28 protein-coding genes and 1 riboswitch are annotated in these 24,863 nt (G+C 71.1%); of the genes, 16 read left to right on the top strand and 12 right to left on the bottom strand.

Annotated elements, in window-relative coordinates; genetic code table 11:
- Positions 1-50: 50 nt before the first annotated feature.
- Positions 51-1,295, bottom strand: a complete 1,245-nt coding sequence (nagA, locus tag HW837_RS31545) for an N-acetylglucosamine-6-phosphate deacetylase (protein ID WP_045555998.1) — start codon at positions 1,293-1,295, stop codon at positions 51-53.
- Positions 1,295-2,299: an ROK family protein gene (locus tag HW837_RS31540; RefSeq protein ID WP_045555999.1), complete on the bottom strand. Its 1,005-nt coding sequence runs from the start codon at positions 2,297-2,299 to the stop codon at positions 1,295-1,297. Before HW837_RS31540 ends, nagA begins: the two co-directional genes overlap by 1 nt.
- 262 nt (positions 2,300-2,561) lie before the next feature.
- Here HW837_RS31540 and HW837_RS31535 point away from each other — a divergent pair, with 262 nt between their 5' ends.
- From HW837_RS31535 to otsB, 3 genes are all read left to right on the top strand, one after another.
- Positions 2,562-3,788: an ABC transporter substrate-binding protein gene (locus HW837_RS31535; protein ID WP_193382464.1), complete on the top strand. Its 1,227-nt coding sequence runs from the start codon at positions 2,562-2,564 to the stop codon at positions 3,786-3,788.
- A 291-nt stretch (positions 3,789-4,079) separates the two neighbouring features.
- Positions 4,080-4,307 (top strand): DUF3263 domain-containing protein, encoded by a 228-nt coding sequence (locus tag HW837_RS31530; RefSeq protein WP_045556000.1) that lies wholly within the window; start codon positions 4,080-4,082, stop codon positions 4,305-4,307.
- Between the two features lie 17 nt (positions 4,308-4,324).
- The gene (gene otsB / locus HW837_RS31525) at positions 4,325-5,185 is read left to right on the top strand and encodes a trehalose-phosphatase (protein ID WP_093789857.1); all 861 of its coding nucleotides are present in this window, start codon (positions 4,325-4,327) and stop codon (positions 5,183-5,185) included.
- 96 nt (positions 5,186-5,281) lie between these two features.
- Here otsB and HW837_RS31520 read toward each other — a convergent pair whose 3' ends face one another.
- Positions 5,282-6,694 carry an alpha,alpha-trehalose-phosphate synthase (UDP-forming) gene (locus tag HW837_RS31520; protein ID WP_193381497.1) on the bottom strand — a complete coding sequence of 471 codons (1,413 nt, stop codon included), beginning with the start codon at positions 6,692-6,694 and terminating at the stop codon, positions 5,282-5,284.
- Between the two features lie 314 nt (positions 6,695-7,008).
- Positions 7,009-7,953 carry a glucosyl-3-phosphoglycerate synthase gene (locus tag HW837_RS31515; protein ID WP_045556003.1) on the bottom strand — a complete coding sequence of 315 codons (945 nt, stop codon included), beginning with the start codon at positions 7,951-7,953 and terminating at the stop codon, positions 7,009-7,011.
- Positions 7,954-8,084: 131 nt separating this feature from the next.
- Positions 8,085-8,241: riboswitch (SAM riboswitch) on the top strand.
- Positions 8,242-8,258: 17 nt separating this feature from the next.
- On the opposite strand from HW837_RS31515, the gene thrC reads away from it, so the two are divergent.
- From thrC to HW837_RS31480, 7 genes are all read left to right on the top strand, one after another.
- A complete protein-coding gene (gene thrC, locus HW837_RS31510) occupies positions 8,259-9,551 on the top strand; it encodes a threonine synthase (protein WP_045556004.1) in 1,293 nt (430 codons plus the stop codon).
- A 120-nt stretch (positions 9,552-9,671) separates the two neighbouring features.
- A complete protein-coding gene (locus HW837_RS31505) occupies positions 9,672-9,947 on the top strand; it encodes a ubiquitin-like small modifier protein 1 (protein WP_045556005.1) in 276 nt (91 codons plus the stop codon).
- A 462-nt stretch (positions 9,948-10,409) separates the two neighbouring features.
- Positions 10,410-10,616, top strand: coding sequence for a cold-shock protein (locus tag HW837_RS31500; RefSeq protein ID WP_005486335.1), 207 nt, complete (start codon positions 10,410-10,412; stop codon positions 10,614-10,616).
- 354 nt (positions 10,617-10,970) lie between these two features.
- On the top strand, positions 10,971-12,593 hold the full coding sequence (gene groL, locus HW837_RS31495; protein ID WP_045556006.1) for a chaperonin GroEL: 1,623 nt from the start codon (positions 10,971-10,973) through the stop codon (positions 12,591-12,593).
- 228 nt (positions 12,594-12,821) lie between these two features.
- Positions 12,822-13,949: an NADH:flavin oxidoreductase gene (locus HW837_RS31490; protein WP_045556007.1), complete on the top strand. Its 1,128-nt coding sequence runs from the start codon at positions 12,822-12,824 to the stop codon at positions 13,947-13,949.
- Positions 13,950-14,191: 242 nt separating this feature from the next.
- Positions 14,192-14,845 (top strand): superoxide dismutase family protein, encoded by a 654-nt coding sequence (locus tag HW837_RS31485; RefSeq protein ID WP_052682826.1) that lies wholly within the window; start codon positions 14,192-14,194, stop codon positions 14,843-14,845.
- Positions 14,846-14,953: 108 nt separating this feature from the next.
- Positions 14,954-16,525 carry a carboxylesterase/lipase family protein gene (locus HW837_RS31480; RefSeq protein WP_193381498.1) on the top strand — a complete coding sequence of 524 codons (1,572 nt, stop codon included), beginning with the start codon at positions 14,954-14,956 and terminating at the stop codon, positions 16,523-16,525.
- Positions 16,526-16,552: 27 nt separating this feature from the next.
- Here the strand turns inward: HW837_RS31480 and HW837_RS31475 are convergent, their stop codons facing one another.
- The 5 genes from HW837_RS31475 to HW837_RS31455 form a co-directional block, all read right to left on the bottom strand.
- Entirely contained in the window at positions 16,553-17,233 is a 681-nt protein-coding gene (locus tag HW837_RS31475) for a Uma2 family endonuclease (RefSeq protein ID WP_234442435.1), read from the bottom strand.
- A 59-nt stretch (positions 17,234-17,292) separates the two neighbouring features.
- On the bottom strand, positions 17,293-18,141 hold the full coding sequence (locus HW837_RS31470) for a hypothetical protein (protein WP_045556009.1): 849 nt from the start codon (positions 18,139-18,141) through the stop codon (positions 17,293-17,295).
- Between the two features lie 307 nt (positions 18,142-18,448).
- Positions 18,449-18,994 carry a DinB family protein gene (locus HW837_RS31465; RefSeq protein WP_193381499.1) on the bottom strand — a complete coding sequence of 182 codons (546 nt, stop codon included), beginning with the start codon at positions 18,992-18,994 and terminating at the stop codon, positions 18,449-18,451.
- 48 nt (positions 18,995-19,042) lie between these two features.
- Positions 19,043-19,258: a DUF397 domain-containing protein gene (locus tag HW837_RS31460; protein ID WP_193381500.1), complete on the bottom strand. Its 216-nt coding sequence runs from the start codon at positions 19,256-19,258 to the stop codon at positions 19,043-19,045.
- Positions 19,242-20,081, bottom strand: coding sequence for a helix-turn-helix domain-containing protein (locus tag HW837_RS31455; protein WP_045556012.1), 840 nt, complete (start codon positions 20,079-20,081; stop codon positions 19,242-19,244). The genes HW837_RS31460 and HW837_RS31455 overlap by 17 nt, the downstream gene beginning before the upstream one ends.
- A 116-nt stretch (positions 20,082-20,197) precedes the next feature.
- Here HW837_RS31455 and HW837_RS31450 point away from each other — a divergent pair, with 116 nt between their 5' ends.
- Both HW837_RS31450 and HW837_RS31445 read left to right on the top strand, forming a co-directional pair.
- A complete protein-coding gene (locus tag HW837_RS31450; protein WP_177261860.1) occupies positions 20,198-20,437 on the top strand; it encodes a hypothetical protein in 240 nt (79 codons plus the stop codon).
- Positions 20,434-20,652, top strand: a complete 219-nt coding sequence (locus HW837_RS31445; protein WP_045556013.1) for a hypothetical protein — start codon at positions 20,434-20,436, stop codon at positions 20,650-20,652. The genes HW837_RS31450 and HW837_RS31445 overlap by 4 nt, the downstream gene beginning before the upstream one ends.
- Positions 20,653-20,679: 27 nt before the next feature.
- Here the strand turns inward: HW837_RS31445 and HW837_RS31440 are convergent, their stop codons facing one another.
- Positions 20,680-21,258 carry a hypothetical protein gene (locus HW837_RS31440; protein WP_045556014.1) on the bottom strand — a complete coding sequence of 193 codons (579 nt, stop codon included), beginning with the start codon at positions 21,256-21,258 and terminating at the stop codon, positions 20,680-20,682.
- 183 nt (positions 21,259-21,441) lie between these two features.
- Between HW837_RS31440 and HW837_RS31435 the strand changes: the two genes are divergently transcribed.
- Positions 21,442-21,666, top strand: a complete 225-nt coding sequence (locus HW837_RS31435) for a type II toxin-antitoxin system VapB family antitoxin (protein WP_045556015.1) — start codon at positions 21,442-21,444, stop codon at positions 21,664-21,666.
- Complete coding sequence (locus HW837_RS31430; RefSeq protein ID WP_045556016.1) at positions 21,663-22,079, top strand: PIN domain-containing protein; 417 nt, start codon at positions 21,663-21,665, stop codon at positions 22,077-22,079. Before HW837_RS31435 ends, HW837_RS31430 begins: the two co-directional genes overlap by 4 nt.
- 29 nt (positions 22,080-22,108) lie before the next feature.
- On the opposite strand, the gene murQ is transcribed toward HW837_RS31430, so the two are convergent.
- A complete protein-coding gene (gene murQ, locus HW837_RS31425) occupies positions 22,109-23,104 on the bottom strand; it encodes an N-acetylmuramic acid 6-phosphate etherase (protein ID WP_045556017.1) in 996 nt (331 codons plus the stop codon).
- A 107-nt stretch (positions 23,105-23,211) separates the two neighbouring features.
- Complete coding sequence (locus HW837_RS31420) at positions 23,212-24,147, bottom strand: MurR/RpiR family transcriptional regulator (RefSeq protein WP_045556018.1); 936 nt, start codon at positions 24,145-24,147, stop codon at positions 23,212-23,214.
- A 55-nt stretch (positions 24,148-24,202) separates the two neighbouring features.
- Between HW837_RS31420 and HW837_RS31415 the strand changes: the two genes are divergently transcribed.
- Positions 24,203-24,586, top strand: coding sequence for a hypothetical protein (locus HW837_RS31415; protein ID WP_045556019.1), 384 nt, complete (start codon positions 24,203-24,205; stop codon positions 24,584-24,586).
- On the top strand, positions 24,583-24,861 hold the full coding sequence (locus HW837_RS31410) for a DUF4031 domain-containing protein (protein ID WP_192332299.1): 279 nt from the start codon (positions 24,583-24,585) through the stop codon (positions 24,859-24,861). Before HW837_RS31415 ends, HW837_RS31410 begins: the two co-directional genes overlap by 4 nt.
- The last annotated feature ends 2 nt before the right edge of the window (positions 24,862-24,863 follow it).

Raw genomic sequence — 24,863 nt, 5'->3', positions numbered from 1 at the left:
CCTCCGGGACAACCACCGCACTCTTCGCTCTCTATCAACAACCGGGCCGATCAGCTCAGTTGGGGATCGACCACCCATTCGCCCTTGCGCAGCACGCCCTTGACGTCGAAGTCCGCGTCGAGGAGGACGAGGTCGGCGTCCTTGCCGGGCTCCAGGGAGCCGACGCGGTCGTAGAGGCCGAGGAGTTTCGCCGGGTTGGCGGACAGGGCGGCGACGGCGTCCTCGACGGGGATGCGGTCGACGGTGACGGACCGTTTGAGGGCGCGGTCCTGGGTGAGGGTCGAGCCCGCGATCGAGCCGCCCTCCACCAGGCGGGCCACACCGTCCACGACCTCGACCGCCAGCGGGCCCAGCGTGTAGAGGCCGTCGCCGAAGCCGGCGGCGTCCATCGCGTCGGTGATGAACGCGACCCGGCCGGCACCCGCGTGACGGAACGCCAGCTGGAGGGCGGCGGGGTGGAGGTGGGTGCCGTCGTTGATCAGCTCGACGGTGATCCGTTCGTCCTCCAGGAGCGCGGCGATCGGGCCGGGGTCGCGGTGGCCGAGCGGCGGCATCGCGTTGAAGAGGTGGGTGGCCACGGTCGCGCCCGCCTCGATGGCCTGAACCGTCTGCTCGTACGTCGCGTCCGTGTGCCCGATGGCCGCGATGACGCCGTGTTCGGCGAGGAGGCGTACGGAGTCCAGGCCGCCGGGGAGTTCGGTGGCGAGGGTGACCATCGCGGCCCGGCCGCGCGCCGCGTCGATCAGCTTGCGGACCTCCGCCGGGTCGGGGTCGCGGAGCAACTCCTCCGAGTGGGCGCCCTTGCGGCAGGGGGAGATGAAGGGGCCCTCGAAGTGGATGCCGGCGATGTCGCCCTGTTCGGCGAGTTCGGACAGGAGGCCGGCGCGGTGGGCGAGGCCGTCCATGTCGCCGGTGACCGTGGAGGCGACGAGGGTGGTGGTGCCGTGGAGGCGGTGGGTGCGGATGCCGGTCAGTACGTCGTCGACGGTGCCTGAGGTGAAGGAGGCTCCGCCGCCGCCGTGGTTGTGCAGGTCGACGAAGCCGGGGACCACCCAGTGGCCGCGGACGTCGATGGTGTGGGCGTTCTCGGGGGAGTGGGCGGTGATCTTGGTGCCGTCGATGGTGAGACGGGCGTTCTCGACGGTGCCGGTGGGGAGGACGACGTTGGCGCCTTCGAGGACGTACGGATGCGCTGGGTTCGGCGACTGCGGGTGGGTGGGGGCTGGTCGCGCAGTTCCCCGCGCCCCTGATGGGGCGTTGCTGTCGGACCCGGTGTCGGAAAAGGCGGGGGCCATCAGGGGGTTACCTCCGAAGGGTCCGTGGGGGTCGTGGGGGGCGTAGGGGTGGTGGGGGTGATCAGGTCCCAGGCCATCAGGCCCGCGCCCAGGCTGCCTGCTGTGTCGCCCAGGGCCGCCGGGACGATCGTGGGGACCTTCTGGAAGGTCACCCGGTGTTCCACGGCGGCGCGCAGCGGGGCGAACAGGGTGTCGCCGGCCTCCGCGAGGCCGCCGCCGATGATGAGGGTGCGCGGGTCGAGGAGGGTGAGGGCGGTGACCAGGCCGTCGGCGAGGGCGTCGACGGCGTGCTGCCAGACGGCGCTCGCGCGCGGGTCGCCCGACTCGACGGCCTTGGCGCAGTCCGCCGCGTCGGCCTCGGGGTCCCCGCAGGCCTCGGCCCAGGCCTGGCTGACGGCCGCCGCGGAGGCGTACCGCTCCAGACAGCCGTACTGGCCGCAGGGGCACGGGATGCCCCCGGGGCGTACGACGATGTGGCCGATCTCGCCCGCGAAGCCGTGGGCGCCCGCCTCCACCCGGCCGTCGACGCCGATCGCGCCGGCGATCCCGGTGCCGAGCGCCACGAAGAGATAGCGGTCCGCGCCCCGGCCCGCGCCGACGCGTCCCTCCGCGAGCCCTCCGGTGCGCACGTCGTGGCCGAGGGCGACCGGGACGCCGCCGAGGCGCTCGGTGAGGAGCGCGCGCAGCGGGACGTCGCGCCAGCCGAGGTTGGCGGCGTAGACGGCGGTGCCCCGCTCGGCGTCGACGATGCCGGGCACGGCGACGCCGGCGGCGACCGCGGGTTCGCCGAAGTGACGTTCACCGTAGGCGCGCAGCTCGGCGGCGAAGTCGAGGATCGACGCGACGACGGCCTCCGGCCCGCGCTCGCGGCCGGTCGCCAGGCGCGCCTGGTGCAGCAGGACCGGGGCGCCGGGGGGTGTGTCCCCGGAGGGCGCGGTGCCGGCCCCGACCAGTGCGGCCTTCATCCCGGTGCCGCCCACATCGAGGGCGATGACATGTCTCACGGAGGACAGTGTGGCCCTTCGACCCGTGAGAGGTCTAGTCCACTCACGTGGTCTAGACCTCTAGGGGGAGAGTGGTGTAGACCTTATGGAGAGTTCGAGAAGTTGAGTGATCAACGGCCTTGGGTGCCGAGCCGGTGACTCAGGCTGGTCCACGCGGGGCAAGTGCGATGTGTTTGGGGCAGTACGAGTGCGACAGCGGCAGAGGCGGACGAAGACCGGCGTCAGGAACAGCGGAACCGCGGCCCTGGCCGTGCTGGGGCTGATGGCGACGCTTGCGGGCTGCGGCGCCTCGGCGGCCGACGGCCCCGGCGTCACCCTGAAGCTGGTCGCCGCCGACTACGGCGACTCCGAGGCCAACAGCTCCCGGAAGTACTGGGACGCGGTCGTGAAGGCGTACGAGAAGAAGACGCCGGGCGTCACGGTCGACGTCACCGTCCACTCCTGGAACGACGTCGACCGCAAGGTCAGGGAGATGGTCGCCGCCGGTGACGCGCCCGACCTGGCGCAGGCCGGCACCTACGCGGACTACGCCTCCGCCGACCGGCTCTACGAGGTGGACGACCTGCTCTCCATCCCCGTCCAGGCCGGTTTCCTGCCCCAGCTCGCCGACGCGGGCAAGGTGCGGCGGGTGGCCTACGGGATGCCGTTCGCCGCGTCCACCCGCGTCCTCTTCTACAACAAGAAGCTCTTCGCCGAGGCGGGCCTCGACGGCGCCCCGCGCAGCTGGAACGAGCTGGCGGCCGACGCCGCGGCCCTCGACGACGCGGGCGTCGAGACCCCGTACGCGCTGCCGCTCGGGCCCGAGGAGGCCCAGGCCGAGACCATGCAGTGGCTGCTCAGCGGCGGGGCGGGATACGTCGACGCCGTCGGCACCTACCGGCTCGACTCCGAGGAGAACGTCCGGACCTTCACCTGGCTCAAGGACGAGCTGGTCGACAAGGGGCTCACCGGGCCGACCACGCCGGCGGAGCTCGACCGGGCCGACGCGTTCGCGGCGTTCGCGCGGGGGGAGGTGGGGATGCTCAACGGGCATCCCAGCCTGATGCGGATGGCCGCCGACAAGGGGGTCGACTACGGGACGGCGGTCATGCCGGGGTACGACGGGCGCAAACACGCGACGATGGGGGTCGCCGACTGGATGATGGCCTTCAAGCAGAACGGCCACGGGGAGGAGATCGGTGACTTCCTCGACTTCGTGTACAGCGACGAGAACGTGCTCGACTTCTCGCGGGAGTACGACCTGCTGCCGGTGACCGCGTCCGCGTCGGAGGAGATGGCGGCGGGCACGGACGACGACGACGCGGACCTCGGGCCGTTCCTCGACGCGCTTCCCGACGCCGCGTTGCCGCCCGTGGGCAAGACGTCCTGGGCGGATGTCAGCGCGGCGGTCAAGGAACGGATCGGGCGGGCGGTGCGGCCGGGGGTGGAGCCGGGGGTTGTGCTGGAGGAGTTGCAGCAGACGGCGAGTGCGGCGGATCGGGAGGATTAGGGCGCGGCCGGGGGCGGGTGCCTGATAGCTCGGGGGTGCGGGTTCGTCGGCGACTGCCGGCCCGGTGGGGCTTCTCGCGCAGTTCCCCGCGCCCCTGAAAAGCAGGGGCTGCGCCCCGTGCTTTTCACCCCGCAGCCCCGCAGCCCCGCTGCCTTTCAGGCCCGCAGGGGCCTGATGTCTTTAGGGGCGCGGGGAACTGCGCGAGCAACCCCATGCACCCGCAGTCGCCGTCGCACCCGTTACTCCCGAGCTACTGGGCGCCCTGTCACACCCTTCCGTTACCGTCGTCGCATGGACGCGCTAGAGGCTCGTGAACAGGCCATCCTCGCTGTGGAGCGGCAGGGGTGGGAGGGGCCGGGGGCCAAGGAGCGGGCCATACGGGAGCGGCTCGGGATCGCGCCCGTGCGGTACTACCAGCTGCTCAACGCCCTGCTCGACGACCCACGCGCCCTCGCCCACGACCCCGTCACCGTCAACCGGCTGCGAAGGGTCAGAGAGGCCCGCCGGGAGGAGAGATGACGGATAGGGTCGACGCCATGGGCAGCCACAAGGACGCAGAGAACCCCCAGGCCACCTTGCCGACACCCGTCACCCCCGCCGGGCGGGCCGCGCTGGAGGCGATCCTCGAACGACCCGGCCGTACGGTGATCGCCCTCGACTTCGACGGCACCCTCGCCCCCATCGTCCCCGACCCCGAACAGGCCCGCGCCCACCCCGACGCGGTCGCCGCCCTCGCCGCGCTCGCCCCCAAGGTCGCCTCCGTCGCCGTGGTGACCGGCCGCCCCGCGAGCGTCGCCGTCCGCCACGGCGGCTTCGCCGGCGTCCCCGGGCTGGAGCACCTCGTGGTCCTCGGCCACTACGGCGCCGAACGCTGGGACGCCGTCACCGGCACCGTCAGCGCCCCCGCCCCGCACCCCGGTGTCGCCGCGGTCCGCGCGGAGCTGCCCGGTGTGCTGGACGGCGTCGGCGCCGGGCAGGGCACCTGGATCGAGGAGAAGGGCCGCGCGGTCGCCGTCCACACGCGTCGCGCCACCGACCCCCAGGCCGCCTTCGAAGCCCTGCGCGCCCCGCTGGCCGACCTCGCCCACCACCACGGCCTCATCGTCGAACCCGGCCGCCTCGTCCTCGAACTCCGCCCCCCGGGCATGGACAAGGGCGTCGCCCTGCGCGACCACCTCACGCGGACCGACGCCGAGTCCGTCCTGTACGCCGGCGACGACCTCGGCGATCTCCCCGCCTTCGCCGCCGTCGAGAAACTCCGCACCGAGGGCACCCCGGGCCTGCTGGTGTGCAGCGGCAGCGCGGAGGTCACGGAACTGTCGGAGAGGGCGGACCTGGTGGTGGACGGCCCGGCAGGCGTCGTAGGCCTCCTCGCGGCCATCGCCGAGCAGGTGTAGGGGCAGAGGGCGCAGCCCCTGCCCCTACAGGGGCGCGGGGAACTGCGCGATCAACCACGACGGACCCGCACTCGCCGACGAACCCGAGCCCCCGAGCTACTGGGTGCCCTCCAACGCCTCCAACTGGTCCAGGAACCACCGCGTGGGCGGCAACGCCGTCGCCGCCCCGGCGAGCCGCTTCGTCCGTTCCGCCCGCTCCGCCACCGGCAGGGACAACGCCTCGTGCAGGGCGGCCGCCGTACCCACGACGTCGTACGGGTTCACCACGAACGAGTCGTCCCGCAGCTCCTCGTACGCCCCGGCCTCCCGCGACAGCACGAGCGCGCACCCCTCGTCGGAGACGACCGGCACCTCCTTCGCGACGAGGTTCATGCCGTCGCGGATGGGGTTCACCAGGGCCACGTCGGCGAGCCGGTACGCCGCCAGCGAGCGGGCGAAGTCGTCCTTGAGGTGGAGGACGACCGGGGTCCAGTCCGGCGTCCCGTACCGCTCGTTGATGTCGTCCGCGACCCGCTGGACCTCGGTCATGTAGTCCCGGTACACCGCCAGGTCCTGCCGTGACGGGTAGGCGAGGGCGATGTGCACGACGCGCTCGCGCCAGGCCGGCCGGTCGTCGAGGAGCTGCCGGAAGGCGTGCAGGCCGCGCACGATGTTCTTGGAGAGTTCCGTGCGGTCGACGCGGACGATCGCACGGCGCGGGGCGCCGTCCGGAGCCGTACCGATCTGCTCCCGCAGCGCGACCATGCGGTCGTCGACGTCCGCCTGGTGGGCGCGGGCCCGCAGGAAGTCCGCGTCGGCGCCCAGGCCGTGCACGCCGATGCGGGTGCCGGACGTGGCATCGGGGCCGAGGACGGCGCGGGCGCACTCGGTGAACGCGTCGGCCCACCGCCGGGTGAGGAACGCGGCCCGGTCGGCGCCGAGGATGCCGTCGAGTACCTTCGCGGCGATGTCGTCGGGCAGCAGCCGGAAGTAGTCGACGGGCGCCCACGGGGTGTGGGAGAAGTGGCCGATCCGCAGGTCGGGGCGGAGTTCGCGGAGCATCCGGGGGACCAGGGTCAGGTGGTAGTCCTGGACGAGCACGGACGCGCCGTCCGCCGCCTCCTGCGCGAGCGCCTCGGCGAAGGCACGGTTGTACGTCTCGTACGACGCCCACTGGCGCCGGAACTCCGCGTCGAAGGACGGCTCCAGCGGGGTCTGGTAGAGCATGTGGTTCACGAACCAGAGCGTGGAGTTGGCGACGCCGTTGTACGCGTCGTGGTGCACGTCGGCGGGGATGTCGAGCATGCGGACGCCGGGCTCGCCGACACCGCGGCGTACGGCCTCGCGGTCGCCGTCGCCGAGGGCGGAGCACACCCAGACGGCGCCCGCCTCCGAGTCGATCGCGGAGAGCCCCGAGACGAGGCCGCCGCCGCCGCGCTTCGCTGTGAGGGCGCCGGATTCGTCCTCGGTGTACGAGATGGGGCCGCGGTTGGAGGCGACGAGGATCCGCGCGCTGTGCGTCGATGCCATACGGCACAACCTAGCCACGGGCTCCGCCGGTCAAACGTGGGGTGCGGCCGTATACAGGAGCGCCTGATGGGGTGGGGGGTGAGTGTTGTGGGGCTACCGCGGGCCCGGTGGGGCTTCTCGCGCAGTTCCCCGCGCCCCTAAAAGCATCAGGCCCCTGCGGGCCTGAAAGACCACGGCCCTGCGGGCCTGAAGGGCGACGGGGCTGCGGGGTGAAAAGCACGGGGCGCAGCCCCTGCTTTTCAGGGGCGCGGGGAACTGCGCGACCAGCCCCCACTCACCCGCACCCGGCGACGAAACAGGCCCCCCCCGCCCCCTCACGCGGCCCGTCGCTCCACGTACTCCCCGATCTGCGCCATCGGCGGCCGTTCCTCCAGGTCCACCGAATACGTGCGCGGCTCGAAACCCTCCCGACCCCGCTCGAACTGCGTCAGCACCGGCCGGATCAGATGCCCCCGCGCCAGCCGCAGCTGAGCCGTGCGGTAGATCGCCGCGGACATACGGCCCAGCGCCGCCCCGTCCTGGTGGCGGTGTTTGCGGACCCCCACGTCGACCTGCGCGAGCGCGTCGAGGCCGACCAGGTGCAGCGCGTCGACCAGCATGCCCAGCTCGACGCCGTACCCCACGGGGAACGGCAGCCGCTCCAGGAGCGAGCGCCGGGCCGCGTACTCGCCGCCGAGCGGCTGGACGAAGCCGGCCAGCTGCGGCCAGTGCATGTTGAGCAGCGGCCGGGCCATGAGTTCCGTCACACGGCCCCCCTGCCCGGCGGCCGAGCCCAGGGGGCGGTCGTACATCGCCTTGACGAGGTCGACACCGGGGTCGGTGAGCAGCGGGCCGACGATCCCGGAGACGAAGTCCGACGAGAACTCCCTGAGGTCCGCGTCGATGAAGCAGACGATGTCGCCGGACGTCACCATCAGCGACCGCCACAGCACCTCACCCTTGCCGGGCACGGCCGGGATGCGGGGCAGGATGGCGTCGCGGTGCACGACCGTCGCCCCGGCCGCCGCCGCGACCTGGGACGTCCGGTCGGTGGAGCCGGAGTCGACGACCACGATCTCGTCCACGAGCGGCACCTGCCGCATCAGGTCGTGGCGGATGATCGCGACGATGTCGCCGACCGTCTCCTCCTCGTTCAGGGCGGGCAGGACGACGCTGACCGTCTGTCCCGTGGCCCGTTTCGCGGCCATGATCCGGTGGAGCGGCCGGTCGGCCATGGACCAGGAGCGGGTGTTCAGCCAGCGCTCGACTTCCTTCAGCACAGTGCGCGGCTCCTCTGCGTTCATCTCGCGGTTCGGACGGCTCTCTCAACTGTCCTGGCCTTCGGTTACAGTCTTGGACAACGCTGGTGACCATCGCATGTCGCTGCTCGTCGGCGTATACAACCAAATACCGCTCATCCAGAGGGGCAGAGGGATACGGCCCGATGAAGCCCCGGCAACCCTCCAGCCGGTCTCGTAGTGATCACTGTCGATCGCGTCGCGAGGCTCCCGGCTAGGGAAGGTGCCAAATCCGTCTCACGGCGAAGTGCGTCGTGAGGAAGATGAGGAGAAAGGGCCTCGCCTCCATGGCTGCGCAGACTGTTGCAAGCACCACCGACTCCACCTCCACAGTAGACCTCGGGCCCGCCTCGGCCCTGAGCTGTCGGGAATGCGGTCACCGCGTACCCCTCGGGCCGGTCTTCGCCTGCGAGGAGTGTTTCGGGCCCCTGGAGATCGCGTACGACTACTCCGCCTACGAGACGGAGGAGCTGCGGAAGACGATCGAGTCCGGGCCCGCGAACATCTGGCGTTACGCGCCCCTGCTGCCTGTTCCGGCTGACGTCGCCGACAAGCCGAACATCAACCCCGGCTGGACCCAGCTCGTCAAGGCCGACAACCTGGCCGCCGCGCTCGGTGTCGACGCCGGCAAGCTGTTCATCAAGGACGACTCCGGCAACCCGACGCACTCCTTCAAGGACCGTGTCGTCGCCCAGGCCCTGGAAGCGGCCCGCGCCTTCGGCTTCACCACCCTCTCCTGCTCCTCCACGGGCAACCTGGCCGGTGCCGTCGGCGCCGCCGCCGCCCGCGCCGGCTTCCGGTCCTGTGTGTTCATCCCGCACGACCTGGAGCAGGGCAAGGTCGTCATGGCCGCGGTCTACGGCGGCGAGCTCGTCGGCATCGAGGGCAACTACGACGACGTGAACCGCTTCTGCTCCGAGCTGATCGGCGACCCGGCCGGCGAGGGCTGGGGCTTCGTCAACGTCAACCTGCGGCCGTACTACGCCGAGGGCTCCAAGACGCTCGCGTACGAGATCTGCGAGCAGCTCGGCTGGCGGCTCCCCGACCAGCTGGTCGTGCCGATCGCCTCCGGGTCGCAGCTCACGAAGATCGACAAGGGGCTCCAGGAGCTGATCAAGCTCGGGCTCGTCGAGGACAAGCCGTACAAGATCTTCGGCGCGCAGGCCGAGGGGTGCTCGCCGGTGTCGGTGGCCTTCAAGGCCGGACACGACGTGGTGCGCCCGCAGAAGCCGAACACCATCGCCAAGTCGCTCGCGATCGGCAACCCGGCGGACGGGCCGTACGTGCTGGACATCGCGCGGCGGACCGGCGGTGCCGTGGAGGACGTGACGGACGAGCAGGTCGTCGACGCGATCAAGCTGCTGGCGCGGACCGAGGGGATCTTCGCGGAGACCGCCGGTGGGGTGACCGTGGGCGTGACGAAGAAGCTGATCGAGGACGGCCTCCTCGACCCGACGCTGACCACGGTCGTGCTCAACACGGGCGATGGTCTGAAGACGTTGGACGCGGTGGCCGGTACCGGGCTGACCGCGACCATTCGGCCCAGCCTTGATTCATTCCGAGAGGCCGGGCTTGTGTAAGGCCTGGTAGTCGTTCGTCTGCGGGTCTGTGGGGCTTCTCGCGCCCACGCGGCGGCAGCCGCATGTCGAGTACAGCCCCGCGCCCCTAGCTCTGCTGCACGCATCCGGAGGTCACAAGTCATGAGCGTCAACGTCCGCATCCCCACCATCCTTCGCACCTACACCGGTGGGCAGGCCGAGGTCCAGGCCGAGGGGGCGACTCTCGGCGAGGTCATCGCCGATCTGGAGAAGAACCACAACGGGATCGCCGCCCGGGTTCTGGACGACCAGGGCAAGCTGCGGCGGTTCGTGAATGTGTACGTGAATGACGACGATGTCCGGTTCGAGCAGGGGCTGGAGACGGCCACGCCGGACGGCGCGGGTGTGTCGATCATTCCCGCCGTCGCCGGTGGCTGACCGACGCTCCGTACCCGCTGGTAGTAACCGTCGGTAACTTTGATTACCGAGAGTTCATCGAATTGCCCCCACCGTGAGAGAAGCGGAGGGGGCAATTCTCTATGGTTGAGCACTGTAGAGTTGGGGAACCCGGTCCGATCACCGTAGTGATTCCTTGCCGGGCGCATATGTGATCGAGCCGCACGCCCTATATGAAGTAGCCAAAGTGTGCAGGCCATTTGCGCAATTCGTTCCTTTTGTGGGGCCCGACTTGCCCTGAATTCGGGTGAATTGTTCGTACATTCCCGACCGGTCGTGTCCAGAATTCTCGTCCGATTGACCTGTTGCAGAGGGCAGTTGGACAGATACATTCGGCCGCGGTCGACGCGTTCCGGCGCACACCCCCAACCGTTGGGGGGTGAGGTCTGACCCGGATCCGCGAAGTGTGGATCTGTGCAAGGGCCAGTAATAGGGGAGTTAGGCATGGCTCAGGGCACCGTCAAGTGGTTCAACGCGGAGAAGGGGTACGGCTTCATCGCGGTCGACGGTGGTGCGGATGTTTTCGTCCACTACAGCGCGATCCAGATGGACGGTTACCGCACCCTGGAAGAGGGCCAGCGGGTCGAGTTCGAGATCTCGCAGGGTCAGAAGGGGCCGCAGGCGGACATGGTCCGACTGGCGGCCGGCTGAAGTAACGCGCCGGGTTCAACGCAGCGACGTTCTTCGTTCTTCATAGGAGGGCTCGCACCCCGCACCGGGGTGCGAGCCCTCTCGTGTGCCCGGCCGTGCCCGGCCCGGGGGCGCCGCCGACGGGGCGCGCGGGGGTGCGTTCACCTGCGGATCATCGAGAGCCGCTTGCACTCGACCATGCCGAGTGCTAATCATTGGCGTTAGCACTCTGAAGGTGAGAGTGACAACGAAGGACCGGGTCGGTGAGGCCCGCAGGCCAGGTGGGGCAAGGAACCACGAGGCAGGCGAGCCGTCCGTCGCGGGCGCGGGCGCGGTCCGAAGGAATCACCCCCAGTCCTGGAGGGACCACTTCACATGGCCAAGATCATCGCGTTCGACGAGGAGGCGCGGCGCGGCCTCGAGCGCGGCATGAACCAGCTCGCGGACGCCGTCAAGGTGACGCTCGGCCCCAAGGGCCGGAACGTCGTCCTCGAGAAGAAGTGGGGCGCCCCCACGATCACCAACGATGGTGTCTCCATCGCCAAGGAGATCGAGCTCGAGGACCCGTACGAGAAGATCGGCGCCGAGCTGGTCAAGGAAGTCGCCAAGAAGACGGACGACGTCGCCGGTGACGGTACGACCACCGCGACCGTTCTCGCCCAGGCCCTGGTCAGGGAAGGCCTGCGCAACGTAGCCGCCGGCGCCAACCCGATGGCCCTCAAGCGCGGCATCGAGAAGGCCGTCGAGGCCGTCTCCGGTGCGCTGCTCGACCAGGCCAAGGAGGTCGAGACCAAGGAGCAGATCGCCTCCACGGCCTCCATCTCCGCCGCCGACACCCAGATCGGCGAGCTCATCGCCGAGGCCATGGACAAGGTCGGCAAGGAAGGCGTCATCACCGTCGAGGAGTCGCAGACCTTCGGTCTGGAGCTTGAGCTCACCGAGGGCATGCGCTTCGACAAGGGCTACATCTCGGCGTACTTCGCGACCGACATGGAGCGCATGGAGGCGGTCCTGGAGGACCCCTACATCCTCATCGCCAACTCCAAGGTCACCAACGTCAAGGACCTGCTCCCGCTCCTGGAGAAGGTCATGCAGGGCGGCAAGCCGCTGCTGATCATCGCCGAGGACGTCGAGGGCGAGGCCCTGTCGACCCTGGTCGTCAACAAGATCCGTGGCACCTTCAAGTCCGTCGCCGTCAAGGCCCCGGGCTTCGGTGACCGCCGCAAGGCCATGCTCGGCGACATCGCCATCCTCACGGGCGGCGAGGTCATCTCCGAGGAGGTCGGCCTCAAGCTGGAGAACGCGACCCTGGACCTCCTGGGCCGCGCCCGCAAGGTCGTCATCACCAAGGACGAGACGACGATCGTCGACGGCGCCGGTGACACCGACCAGGTCCAGGGCCGGGTCAACCAGATCCGCGCCGAGATCGAGAACAGCGACTCGGACTACGACCGCGAGAAGCTCCAGGAGCGCCTGGCGAAGCTCGCGGGCGGCGTGGCCGTCATCAAGGCCGGCGCCGCGACCGAGGTCGAGCTCAAGGAGCGCAAGCACCGCATCGAGGACGCCGTTCGCAACGCGAAGGCGGCCGTCGAGGAGGGCATCGTCGCCGGTGGTGGCGTGGCCCTGCTCCAGGCTTCCACGGTCTTCGAGAAGCTGGACCTGGAGGGTGACGAGGCGACCGGCGCCAACGCCGTGAAGCTCGCCCTGGAGGCCCCGCTCAAGCAGATCGCCGTCAACGGCGGCCTCGAGGGTGGTGTCATCGTCGAGAAGGTGCGCAACCTGCCCGTCGGCCACGGTCTGAACGCCGCGACCGGTGAGTACGTCGACATGATCGCCGAAGGCATCATCGACCCGGCGAAGGTGACCCGCTCTGCCCTGCAGAACGCCGCCTCCATCGCCGCGCTCTTCCTCACCACCGAGGCCGTCATCGCCGACAAGCCGGAGAAGGCCTCCGCGCCGGCCGGCGGCGGCATGCCGGGCGGTGACATGGACTTCTGATCGACCCCGGGCCCGGCCCGTTCGGGCCCGGTCGATCACCGTCCTTCAGTACCGAGGGCGGCACCCCCTGGACGCGGGGGGTGCCGCCCTCGGGCGTGTCCGGGGTCACAGCGGACGGGGGTGCGGGGGCGGAATTCCGGGGCGGGAGAGGTGGTTGTGCGGGAGGCGCCGCTATATGCGTGCGCATGGAATGCATCCGCTCTCGTCTCCCCGTCAAGGAGCCCCCACGTGACCACCGCCTCCACCGCCTCCTCCCGTGCCGCCGAGATCCTGTCCCGGCCCGTGACGATCAATGGGCTGACCGTGCCGAACCGGATCGTGATGGCGCCGATGACGCGGACGTTCTCGCCCGGTGGGGTGCCCGGGGCGGACGTGGCCTCGTACTACGGGCGCCGGGCCGCCGCGGGCGTCGGGCTGATCGTGACCGAGGGGACGTACGTCGGGCACGAGACGGCGGGGGACTCCGACCGGGTGCCCCGGTTCGCCGGGGAGGAGCAGCTCGCGGGGTGGGCGAAGGTCGCGGAGGCCGTGCACGCCGGGGGCGGCACCATCGTGCCGCAGCTGTGGCACATCGGGACCGTCCGGCAGCAGGGCAAGCTCTTCCCGGAGGCGCCCGTGTTCGGCCCGTCCGGGCTGCGGCTCGACGGCACCCCGGCCGAGGGCGGCCGGGCCATGACCCAGGCCGACATCGACGAGGTCATCGCGGCCTTCGCCAAGTCCGCCGCCGAGGCCGAGCGCATCGGCATGGACGGCGTCGAGATCCACGGTGCCCACGGCTATCTCGTCGACCAGTTCCTCTGGGAGGGCACGAACCGTCGTACGGACGCCTACGGCGGTGACCTCGTCGCCCGTACGAAGTTCGCGGCGGAGATCGTGGCGGCCGTACGGGACTCGGTGTCGGCCGACTTCCCCGTCATCTTCCGGTACTCGCAGTGGAAGCAGGAAGCGTACGACGCGCGCCTCGCCGAGACGCCCGAGGAGCTGGAGGCGGTGCTGAGCCCGCTGGTCGCGGCCGGTGTCGACGCCTTCCACGCGTCCACGCGCCGTTACTGGCAGGCGGAGTTCGAGGGCTCCGAGCTGAACCTCGCGGGCTGGACGAAGAAGCTCACCGGCAAGCCCACCATCACGGTCGGCTCGGTCGGCCTGGACGGGGAGTTCCTCGCCGCGTTCGCCGGCGAGAACGCGTCGACGAAGGCGATCGACGATCTGCTGGACGGGCTGGAGGCCGAGGAGTTCGACCTCGTCGCCGTGGGCCGTGCGCTGCTCCAGGACCCCCAGTGGGCGGCGAAGGTGCTCGACGGCCGCTTCGGGGAGCTGAAGGCGTTCGAGCCGTCGGCGCTGGGTTCGCTCAGCTGAGTCGCCGCCACGGGAGTCGCCGCCACGGGAGTCACCGGCACGCCGGGGGCCACGCCGGGGATCTTTCGCCAAGTCTCCCCAGTACCCGGCGGTAGTGAGCCAATTCCGCCATAAGTGTCGTTGTAGTGTCGTGGCACAGCGCCGTCGGCGCCCCAACTCCGTTGATAACACCGGTAGTTGGGGCGCCGATGTGCTGATCATCCCATGATGGTCCCCTTCCCCCACGAATCGGACGAGATCCCATGGCACGACACAAGCTCACCCTCAAGCACAAGCGGTTCATCGCGGCCGGTGCCGCCGTCGCGGCGATCGCCGGCGGCCTCGGCGTCGCCGCGAACGCGGGCGCCAGCGAGACGGTCGAGAAGACGACGGCCGAGAAGACGACGGTCGAGAAGAAGGCGCCGGTGGCGAAGGTCGTCGTGAAGACGGTGTTCGCCCCGGCGGCTACCGCCGACGTGGCGCCCGCCGTCACCTACGACACCGCGCTGGTGCCGGTCGCGGGCCGGGTGCAGGTCAAGGAGGAGCTGCGGCGCGACGGCGGTACGCGGATCGAGCTGCGGCTGCGGGACCTCGCCGCGAACCGTGCCTACGGCGCGCACGTCCACACCAAGCCGTGCGGCGAACTGCCCGCCGACGCCGGGCCGCACTACCAGGACGAGCTGGACCCGAAGCAGCCGTCCGTCGACCCCGCGTACGCCAACCCCGAGAACGAGGTGTGGCTGGACGTGCGGACGAACGAGGACGGCTCGGCGCGCTCGATCGCCGCCGTCGACTGGCGCTTCCGGGACGGCGGAGCCCGTTCGGTGGTCCTGCACACGGCGGCCACCTCCACCCACGCGGGCCACGCGGGCACGGCCGGAGCACGACTCGCCTGCGTGAACGTGCCCTTCGAGTAGGAGTCCGCCGGGGAACTCACGGGTGCGGACGTCAGTTGGTTGATCTAGGCAAGCTTGTGGTCCGAGTGAGCCGGGGCAACCGCTTCCGCACCCGTGAGGAGTCGACGCATGACGTCAGCCGATGGACTTGTCGTACACACCGTGGCCGGAGCCGTGCGCGGGCGGGAGGAGGGCGGGCTCACCGTCTTCCGGGGTATCCCGTTCGCCGAACCGCCGGTGGGGGAGGCCCGGTTCGGCGCGCCCCGGCCCGCGTCGGCCTGGGAGGGGACCCGGGAGGCGTACGCCTTCGGTCCGCCGCCCCCGCAGGAGTCGGGCTTCCAGGGCCGTACGGGGACGCTGGACGTGCCCACGGGCGCGGCGGGCGACGACTGGCTGACCGTCAACGTGTGGACACCGGAGGCGGATCCGGCCGCACGTCGACCGGTGATGGTGTGGATCTACGGGGGTGCCTACAAGCTCGGCCACTCCGGCAGCCCCGGTTACGACGCGCGGCACCTCGCGCGCGCCGGCGACCTGGTCGTCGTCACCTTCAACTACCGCGTCGGCATCGAGGGCTTCACGAGCATCGCCGGGGCGCCCGCGAACCGGGGTCTGCTGGACCAGGTCGCCGCGCTGGAGTGGGTGCGGGACAACATCACGGCGTTCGGCGGGGACCCCGGGCAGGTCACGGTCTTCGGGGAGTCGGCGGGCGCGGGGTCCGTCGCCTCCCTGCTGGCCATGCCGCGTGCCCGGGGTCTGTTCCGGCGGGCCGTCGCGCAGAGCGTGCCCGGCCCCTTCTTCTCCGACGAACTCGCCCGGGACATCGCGGCCGAGATAGCCGAGGAGGCGGGCCTGCCGCCGACGGCCGCCGCCCTGTCCACCGTCGACCCGCGTCAACTCACCTCGGCCGGTGAGGCGTTGGGGGCACGGATGACGAAGTACGAGGACCGGTGGGGCCAGGCGGCGCCCACCGTCACGCCCTTCTCGCCGGTCGTCGACGGCGAGATACTGCCGTGCACGCCCTGGGAGGCGCTGGCGGCGGGCGCGGCCCGGGACGTGGAGCTGATGGTCGGGCACAACCGGGACGAGTATCAGCTGTTCCTCGTCCTCGCCGGTCAGCTCGACCAGATCGGCGAGGACCGGGCGGACTGGGCGCTGCGCACGTTCGCGCCGGGCCCGGACGGCGCGCGCGCCTATCGCGCGGCCTACCCGCACGCCACGCCGAGCGAGCTCTACGTCCGGGTGCAGACGGACTGGCTGTTCAGCATGCCCACCCTCCGGCTGGCCGAGGCGCAGATCGCCGGTGGCGGCCGGGCGCACGTCTACGAGCTGACCTGGCCGGCCCCCGGCTACGGGGGCGTGCTCGGCGCGTGCCACGGCCTGGACATCCCGTTGCTCTTCGGCACGTACGAGGCGGACCTCGGCCAGTTGCTGTTCGCGGGCAGCGGGGTCCCGCCGGAGGCCAGGGCGCTGACCGACCGTTTCCAGACGTCATGGACGGCGTTCGCGCGGACGGGGGAGCCGGGCTGGCCGGCGTACGAGGTCCCGGGTGCCGGTCGGGGCGGGGACGGCGGGGACGGCGGGAGCGGCGGTCGGCTGACGCAGGTGCTGGATGTGGAGCCGGAGGTGAGGCCGTACCCGGAGGAGGTCTCGCGACGGCTGTGGGAGGGACACGAGTTCACGGCGCTGCCGCTGCTGTGATGAGCGTGCGGGGTCGGGGTGCGGCGGTCAGTCGGCGTAGTCCTTGAGCTTCTCGGTGTCGAGCGTGATGCTCACGGGCGCCGGGATCTCGACGGTCACGCCCCACGCGTGGGTCTCGGTCTGCCGGTACCGGCCGTCCTTCGGCTCGCTGAACACGGTGACGGTGTTGTGGTCGCGATCGATGAGGAGGTAGATCGGGATGCCGGCCGCCGCGTAGCCGAGGGGCTTGTCGACGCGGTCGCGTCGGTCGGTGTCGCGGTCGTGGGAGGTGATTTCGACGGCCATGAGGGCGCCGTCGGGGCTGGACCACTCGCCGTCTCCCCGGAAGTGATCCACCGGCACGAGGGTCCCGTCGGTGCGTGCACGACCCTTGCGATATGCCTCCGCCTTCACTCCGGATTCGGGCACCAGATCCAGGTCGGGACGGTGTTGCATGCACTGGCGCAGCAGCCACATGAAGATGGAGCGGTGGTTGCCGTCCGGCATGGCCTTGACCTCTACTTCTCCGTTGATGTACTCAAGCCGCACGGTTTCGGGAGCCACGGCGGCCAGCTCCTCGAACTCGTCGACGTCGAGCGGGCCGTGCCGGACGCACAGCCTCCCGCCGAGGAACTCCAGCCGGTTCCGCAGCTCCCTGGGGGCCCTGCGGACGAGTTCCTCGAAGTCCTCGACGGACATCTGCGGGTGCTCAGCGGTGTCAGGGGTCATGGTGTTTCCTCCTTCCTCCCATCGTGCCCCGGCGTGGTGTCGTCGGACCGTAGGGACGGTCATACGGGTGTCCCTTCTCGTGGCTGCTGTGACATCGCCGCACGGATCTGGGCCGCGTGGGTGTGGACCGCGGCGGCGGACAGGGGCGCCTTGGGGTGGGCGGGGGCGCGTTCGCCTCGGCACGCGCCGCAGACGCCGCCCGTCAAGGCTTCCGGGCGGCCTGGGGCGCGGCAGTGGGCGCATTCCAGCATGCGGAGGGGAGGGGGTGCGGGTGCCGGTTCGGGGGTCGGTACCGGCTCTGGGGGGAGTTTGTCGCGTAGGCGGGTGCGGATGAGGGCGGCCGGGCTGTGGACGGGGGTGGGGAGGCCGCTGGTGAGGGCCCGGCGTACGGACTCGTCGGTGGCGCCGCGCTCGAACCACGGGGTGAGGAGCGGGGCCAGGGCCGCGCAGTCGGCCTGGGAGAGGGACAGGGCCGGCGCCGTACGGCCGAGGGCGGCGAGGAGGATGTGGGCGCGGGAGCGGGTGGAGGAGCGGGTGGGGCGGGCTCGGTCCGGTTCCTCTTCCGGTACGTCACCCCGCGTGAACCTCGCCCACCAGGTGTCGTCGCGCGCGGTACGGGAGAACCACGTTCGGGTGATCCACTGCGCCGTACCCGACTTGGTCGTCAGGTGTTCGCGGCCCCGGCGCAAGTGACCCGCCTCCTGGATCCTGTTGAGGGCCGTGCGCAGGGCGCATTGGCCGTACGGCAACTCCTTGGCCAGCGTCTTCACGCTGATGTCGGCGCCGTCGGGGAGGCGGTCGATGTACGCGGCGATCGCTGCTTCGCGGGGCGGGAGGGCGGCGAAGTCGTGGGCCGAGCGGCGGTGTTGGCCGGGGGTGGCGCGCTTGCCGTAGCCCGGGGAGGCCATGGGATGGGGGCGCGGAGGGTGCGGGTCCGCGTGCGCGGGCAGAGGGGCAGCACTAGAGTTGGCAGCAGCCATGGGGATCGAACTCTCAGCTCTCGATCTCGCAGGTCAAGCCCCCGCAGGGTGTTGGTAGCACCTGGCGGGGGCTGTTTCGTCTGCGGGCACCGTATCAGCACCGTCACGGTGCGTGGCAACTCGATCGCGTGCCGTCAACTTGCCGGGTGGGAGGGTGGGTTGAGGCCCATTCCCGTTCCGAAAAAGAGCGCTCGGGGCTGGTGGCTTGAGCTTCGGGGCCGGGTCCCGCCGGGCGTCAGCCCATGCTCTTCGCGCCGTCCAGGGACTCCCGGATGATGTCCGCGTGACCGGCGTGCTGCGCGGTCTCGGCGGCGATGTGTAGCAGCACCCTGCGGGCCGACCAGCTCGCCTCCCCCTCGAACCACGGGGCCTTCGGCAGCGGGTGCGACACGTTCAGGTCGGGCAGCGTGGCCACGAGTTCGTCGGTCCGGTCGGCCACCTCGGCGTACTCCGCGAGCACGTCGGTCAGCGTGTCGCCGGGCAGCATGCGGAACTCGTCGGCGCGCTTGGCCCAGTCGGCCTCGGTCATGGCGGTGAAGTCGGGCATCGCCGAGGTGCCTTCGACGATGAACCCTGCCCAGATCCGTTCCACCGACGTGACGTGTTTGATCAGGCCGCCGAGACAGAGTTCGCTGGCCGTGGTGCGCTGTCCGGCCTGCTCGTCGGTGAGGTCGCGGGTGGTGAAGCGGAGGAAGTGGCGCTGCTTGGCGAGGCTTTCCAGCAGGTCGGCGCGCTCGCCGGTGGGCAGGGTGGGGGCGGGGGTGTTCGTCGTGGTGTTCATGGCTTCACAGTAGGAGCCATGTAGGTCAGATCCTGACCTCTTGGCGGGTCAGTCGCGCTTCAGATTCTCGATGAAGAGGGACCAACTCGCCGCCCGGAACACGAGCTTCGGGCCGAGGGGGGTCTTGGAGTCCCGCACGGGGATGAGGGGGGAGGGGGAGGGGTGGGCGAGGTGGACTTCGAGGCAGTTGCCGCCGCCGCCTTCGCTGTAGCTCGACTTGTGCCATATGGCGGCGCCCAGCTCGGGGTCAGAGATGTTCCTCATGGGCATAATCCTGCGCCAATGCTTCGACCATGGCCAGGGACTTCTCAGGCGGGAGCGCGGAGGCCGCGAGGAGTTCGAAGGTGAGCTTGAGCTGGGCGACGAGGGCGGGGTCGTCCTCCAGGCGTCCGACGCGGGGACCCTCGAAGTAGACCAGGGACGGGGCGTCGTCGAAGTCCATCAGCTTCAGCGAACCGCCCATAGCCGTGTGGGCGCCCGCGCTGAACGGCAGCACCTGCACGATGACTCGGTTCCTGCGGGCCAGGTCGGCGACGTGGGTGAGGGCTTCCGCCATCACGGCCCGGCCGCCGGTCTCGCGGCGCAGTCCAGCTTCGTCAAGAACCACCCACAGCATCGGTTTTGTTGGATCATCGAGTAGGCGGGCGCGGGCAATCCGGCCGTCCACCCACTCGTCGATGGTCTCCTCCGGTGCCGTAGGGGCGAAGCCGCGGTTCACGGCCCGTGCGTATGCGGGCGTTTGGATCAGGCCGGGAATCAGGGTCGGGGCGTACTCCCTGATCGCAGTGGCCTCCGCCTCCGCCTCCGCAGCTGCTGCGAAGTGCTCGGGATAGCGGGACTTGGCCATGGCCAGGCAGTTGCGCGAGAAGAAGTCGTCCGTGTCGAGCGCGACATCGATCAGGCGGGCGATCTCGGGCTGCATACGCCGTACCGCCGCCTCCAACTGCCCCACGAACGAGCCGCTCACGAACAACCGCAGGCCCAGCTCCTCCTGGCTGAGCCCCGCCCGTTCCCGCGCGTGGCGCAGTTCCGCTCCCAGCATTGCTCGGGGTGACGACGACGGGTCCAGATCCTTCGGTCCGGGCATGGCCCCAGCTCCCTGTCCAGCAGTTCCCCTGTTGGGGGGTCGTATCTGGTCAGGCTAGATGGCGATCGGACACGCTGTGTGTCGAATCGGGAACCCAGCGTGGAGGAACGGGCGACGTGAAGAACAGAGCGGTCAGCGGACGGCGGCGGCGGCGCAACTCCGCGTTCTCGACGGAGGACGCCGTGGAGCAGCTCGACCAGGCGTTGCGCGGGGTCGGGATCATCCTGCCGTCCCTGCGCGTCGATCCGGTCACCGGTGCCAGTGAACTGCCCTATCCGCTGGTGGAGTTGGGGCGCTGCAACCTCCAGGTCGCCGCCAAGCTCGCCGGCGTGCTGCGCAAGGCGGCCGAGACGTGACCGCCCCGCAGGGCTCGCGGTCGTACGCCGTGGACGTACGGGACGGGCGGCTCGGTGAGGTGATGGGGCGCGAGGGCGGTTATGTGCAGTTGCGGCCGGTCGGGGGCGGGCGGGAGTGGGACTGTCCGCCGGGGTCGCTGCGCGAGGCCACGCCGGGGGAGGTGCTGCGGGCCCGGGTGCGGCGGGTCAACGCGGAGGGGCGGCTGCCGTGCTGAGCGTGGCTCCCGGGTGACCGAGGTCGCTCACATGTTCCCCAGCGGTTCGATGTCCACGCGGACCGGCTCGCCCCAGATGCGGGTCACGTCGTAGTCGGTGAACTCCTGGACCAGGCGGTAGGCGAGGGCGGGGCGGGGGCCGCGGCGCTGGGCGGCGAGGTACAGCTCGGCCTCGCGGCGGTCGCGGCGGGGGGTGCCGCAGAGCTGCCAGACCTGGCCGTTCCACGCTTCCGGGAGCCAGCGCTGCTGGGGCTCGGGGCGGTCGTCCCGTACGCCGTAGCGGGAGGGGGCCGGGGTGGTGGGGCCGGTGGGGCGGGGCTGGCCGTAGCTGTCGTTCAGCTGGGTGCGGCGGGCGGCGCGACGGCGGGTCTCGCAGAGCAGGCAGCGGTCGGGGGCCTCCTCGTCCACCGGGCCGCTGGGGTGCTCGGCGCAGCGGGTGGTGGGGGCGGCCCTCGTAACCGTCTCGTCCAGCAGCTCCAGGGCTCGCTTGAGGTCGGCCTTGACCTCGTGGAGGCGGGCGTCGGGGGTCTCGGCGGTCAGTGCCTCACCGTGCTCCCCGAGGACCCGCAGGGCACGGCCGAGGGCGGTGAGCTGGGCGTGGTTCATGGTGGTGGTCTCACCCCGGGTGGTGTGCGCGCGGACGGTCTGCTGACTTCTGACCTATGCAGGGTGCCATGCGGCACCGACAACCCCCCGATCCCCCTGGCGGCTCGGCCGTCCCGGCCGCTGAGGTCTATGTACACTCGATGAGCGGGTGGATGGGAAACATGTACATGGATGGAGGGTGGCATGTCTCTGACGCACATCGACATCGACGACGAGGCGCTGGAGACCGCGAAGCGTCTGGGTGGGCACCGGACGAAGACGGCCGCGGTCGCGAAGGCGCTGGAGGAGTACAACCTGCGGCTGCTGCGTGCCACCGCCCATGACAAGTACTTCGAGCTCGCCCAGGAGTGGGACATCGAGGGCGCGGAGGCCGCGCACCGCGCGGACAAGGAGGCCCACCGCACGTGAGCGGTTACCTGCTGGACTCGTCCGCCCTGTGGCGCCTGCTCCGGGATCGGCAGCTGCACGAGGCCTGGCGCCCGATCGTCATGGACGGCGACATCCGGTCGTGCTACCCGCAGCGGGCGGAGTTCCTCCGGTCGGCGCGCGGCCTCAAGGAGTACGAGGCCTACAGCGCGATGTTCGCGGAGCTCTACGACGACATCTCCGTCCCGAAGAACGCGCACCACTGGATCGGCGGTCTCCAGCTGAGGGCCGCCGAACGAGGGGAGCACCAGGCGCTGTCCGCGGTCGATCTCCAGATCTGTGCCACCGCCGCTCACCACGGTCTGGTCGTCCTGCACGACGACAGGGACTTCGTGACAGCTGCTCGCCTCGCGGTCGAACTGCGGCAGCTCAACGTGCACCAGGGGCCGCTGTAGGGCTGCGCCGAGAGCGTCTCAGCGGTGTCTCAGCGTGACATCGCCACCGCCAGGGCTGCCCTGAGGTGGCCCTCGTTCTCTGTCAGGAGGCGGGTGGCCGTGGGCGCGTCGACGCCGCTCAGGATGGTGAGGATGGCGTTCTTGACCTGGCCGTTCGACGCGGTGAGGGCTTTTTCGATCTCGTCGTCCGGCGCGCCGGTGGCGAGGGCGACGATGCGGTGGGAGCGGGCGCGGAGCTTGTCGTTGGTGGCCCGGACGTCGACCATCAGGTTTCCGTAGGTCTTGCCCAGGCGGATCATGGTGATCGTCGAGAACATGTTGAGGACGAGCTTCTGGGCCGTGCCCGCCTTGAGGCGGGTGGAGCCGGTGACCAGCTCGGGCCCGACGACGATCTCGATGCCGTGGTCGGCCGCCGCGGCGAGGGCGCTGGCCGCGTTGCAGGACAGGCCGACGGTGAGCGCGCCGGCCGCGCGGGCGTGCTCCACGGCGCCCACCGCGTACGGGGTGCGGCCCGAGGCCGAGACGCCGACCACCGTGTCGTCGGGCGTCAGGGCGAGGGCGTCGAGGTCGGTGCGGGCCAGGTCCGCCGAGTCCTCCGCGCCCTCGATGGAGGTGACCATGGCGTCCCGGCCGCCCGCGATCAGGCCCACGACCTGCGTCGGGGCCGTGTTGAACGTGGGCGGGCACTCGGACGCGTCCAGCACGCCCAGGCGGCCCGCCGTCCCCGCGCCCGCGTAGATCAGCCGGCCGCCGCGGCCCATCCGCTCCGCGATCGCGTCGATCGCCGCCGCGATCAGCGGCAGCTGCGCGGCCACGGCCGTCGGCACCGCCGCGTCCTCGGTGTTCATCAGCTTCGCGATGTCGAGCGTCGGAAGCTGATCGATGTCGGCGAGCTCCGGCCGGAACGCCTCGGTCGTCAACGACTCCAACTCGGCACGGACGGCGAGGTGGTTGGGGAGGGAGGAGGGGGCGGGAAGGCCGGTGGGGCCGGGAAGGGCGGAGGTCTCCCGGGAGGTGGGGGGCATGGCGACTCATTCCGTGCGGTGGAGCGACTGTGCCTTCGGGGTGGACGCCTTCGTGGTCCGGGTGCACGCCTTGGTGAGGGGTGCGGAGCCCGTGGGCGTCGGCCCCGCTACCGCGAGGGGCCCCCGATCCGGTGCCGGTGGGCCAGCGCCTCGTACGACGCCGACAGCGCCGGCGCGGCCGACTCGTACGTCCGTTGCGCCACGCCGACGAACAGGCAGTCCACGACCAGCAGTTGACTCGTCCGGGACGACATCGCCGCCGGCCGCAGCTCGCTCTCCCGTGCCGTGGACGTCGTCAGGACGTGGTCGGCGTACTGGGAGACCGGACCGTCCGGGCGGCCGGTGATCGCGACCGTCGTGGCCCCGTGGTCGAAGGCGACCCGCAGCGGTTCGATCACGTCACCCGTGGAGCCGGAGTGGGTGATCGCCACGGCCACGTCCTTCGCGCGGAGCTGCACCGCGTTGGTGACGGCGAGGTGCGGATCGCTGTGCGCCTGGGCTATCAGCCCTATGCGGAGCAGTTTCTGTGTGAGGTCCTGGGCGACCAGCCCGGACGCCCCCACCCCGTACACATCGATGCGCCGGGCCCCGGCGAGAGCTCCGACCGCCGCGTCGAGCTGGCCCATGTCGAGTCCGGCCGCCGTGTCCGCGAGGGTCTGCTGCTCGTCGTACGCGAGCTTGGCCACCACGTCGGGCAGCGGGTCGTCCACCGCGATGTCGGCCGTGACCGAGGGCGCGCGGCCCGACTGCTGGTGGGCGGCGAGACCGGCGAGGGCGAGGCGCAGGTCGCGGTAGCCGGGGTAGCCGAGGATGCGGGCGGTGCGGACCACCGTCGCCTCGCTGGTGCCGGTGAGTTCGGCGAGGCCGGTGACCGTGAGCGCCGCGCACGCGGCCGGGTCGTTCGCCACGGCCTCCGCGACGCGCTGCATGGAGCGGGTCATGGAGGGCGCCAGCGTCCGCACCTTCGCCGCGAGGGCGGCGGGGGCGGGCGGCGCGGCCGTGGTGGACGCCGGTGAGAAAATTTCCTTCACGTCATCGCTCACATCTTGAAAGATATTTTCTGCCGGGGTGGATGGTCAAGGGCCGCACAATGGACGCATGAGTACCGGCAGTGACCCCGTGAGCACCCTCGAACAGACGCTGCACGCCGCCCGCGCCCTCGTCCTCGCCGATCTGGTGTCCGGGCAGGTCGCCGAGGCGGACATCGTCTCGATGGTCGAGGAGTCCGTCGCACAGCGCCGCTGGTGGGTCGAGCAGTGGCCGGACGGCGCGGAGTACGTCGCCGGGCTCGTCGCCCAGGACGTCCAGGACGCCCTGCTCGAACGGTACGGCCGCTGGCCCCTGTGCCCGGTCTGCGACGACGGCGACCCGCACGCGCTCGACGTGGAGCCGGAGCTCGGGCCCGATCCGCAGTGGGTGTGCCACAAGGCGGGGGTACGGGTCGCGGCGCTGGGCGCGCTGGGCGGGGCGGCGTCCTCGTGACCCTCTACATCGACCCGCCCACCTGGCCGGGGCACGGGCGGATGTGGTCCCACCTCGTGAGCGACGTGTCCTTCGACGAGCTGCACGCCTTCGCCCGGGAGGCGGGCATCCCCGAGCGCGCCTTCGAGCGCGACCACTACGACATCCCGTCACACCGGTACGCGGAGGTCGTGCGGGCGGGCGCCGTGGAGGTGGGCTCGAAGGAGCTGCTGCGCAGGCTGACGGCAGCGGGGCTGCGCCGGCCGAAGCGGCGGGGGACGCCGGCTTCGCCCTGAGG

It is taken from the genome of Streptomyces caniscabiei (assembly GCF_014930365.1).
Classification (GTDB): domain Bacteria; phylum Actinomycetota; class Actinomycetes; order Streptomycetales; family Streptomycetaceae; genus Streptomyces; species Streptomyces caniscabiei.
The sequence above is the reverse complement of the archived record's forward strand: the minus strand, read 5'-3'. Positions and strand labels throughout refer to the sequence as shown.

Coding starts and splice junctions, on each gene's coding strand:
- HW837_RS31500 (WP_005486335.1), top strand. CDS start 10,410: ATGGCTCAGGGCACCGTCAAGTGGTTCAACGCGGAGAAGGGGTACGGC.
- HW837_RS31480 (WP_193381498.1), top strand. CDS start 14,954: ATGACGTCAGCCGATGGACTTGTCGTACACACCGTGGCCGGAGCCGTG.
- HW837_RS31520 (WP_193381497.1), bottom strand. CDS start 6,694: ATGGCATCGACGCACAGCGCGCGGATCCTCGTCGCCTCCAACCGCGGC.
- nagA (WP_045555998.1), bottom strand. CDS start 1,295: ATGGCCCCCGCCTTTTCCGACACCGGGTCCGACAGCAACGCCCCATCA.
- HW837_RS31530 (WP_045556000.1), top strand. CDS start 4,080: ATGGACGCGCTAGAGGCTCGTGAACAGGCCATCCTCGCTGTGGAGCGG.
- HW837_RS31505 (WP_045556005.1), top strand. CDS start 9,672: ATGAGCGTCAACGTCCGCATCCCCACCATCCTTCGCACCTACACCGGT.
- thrC (WP_045556004.1), top strand. CDS start 8,259: ATGGCTGCGCAGACTGTTGCAAGCACCACCGACTCCACCTCCACAGTA.
- HW837_RS31470 (WP_045556009.1), bottom strand. CDS start 18,141: ATGGCCTCCCCGGGCTACGGCAAGCGCGCCACCCCCGGCCAACACCGC.
- HW837_RS31440 (WP_045556014.1), bottom strand. CDS start 21,258: ATGAACCACGCCCAGCTCACCGCCCTCGGCCGTGCCCTGCGGGTCCTC.
- otsB (WP_093789857.1), top strand. CDS start 4,325: ATGGGCAGCCACAAGGACGCAGAGAACCCCCAGGCCACCTTGCCGACA.
- HW837_RS31475 (WP_234442435.1), bottom strand. CDS start 17,233: ATGACCCCTGACACCGCTGAGCACCCGCAGATGTCCGTCGAGGACTTC.
- HW837_RS31460 (WP_193381500.1), bottom strand. CDS start 19,258: ATGAGGAACATCTCTGACCCCGAGCTGGGCGCCGCCATATGGCACAAG.
- HW837_RS31415 (WP_045556019.1), top strand. CDS start 24,203: ATGAGTACCGGCAGTGACCCCGTGAGCACCCTCGAACAGACGCTGCAC.
- murQ (WP_045556017.1), bottom strand. CDS start 23,104: ATGCCCCCCACCTCCCGGGAGACCTCCGCCCTTCCCGGCCCCACCGGC.
- HW837_RS31535 (WP_193382464.1), top strand. CDS start 2,562: ATGGCGACGCTTGCGGGCTGCGGCGCCTCGGCGGCCGACGGCCCCGGC.
- HW837_RS31465 (WP_193381499.1), bottom strand. CDS start 18,994: ATGAACACCACGACGAACACCCCCGCCCCCACCCTGCCCACCGGCGAG.
- HW837_RS31485 (WP_052682826.1), top strand. CDS start 14,192: ATGGCACGACACAAGCTCACCCTCAAGCACAAGCGGTTCATCGCGGCC.
- HW837_RS31435 (WP_045556015.1), top strand. CDS start 21,442: ATGTCTCTGACGCACATCGACATCGACGACGAGGCGCTGGAGACCGCG.
- HW837_RS31455 (WP_045556012.1), bottom strand. CDS start 20,081: ATGCCCGGACCGAAGGATCTGGACCCGTCGTCGTCACCCCGAGCAATG.
- groL (WP_045556006.1), top strand. CDS start 10,971: ATGGCCAAGATCATCGCGTTCGACGAGGAGGCGCGGCGCGGCCTCGAG.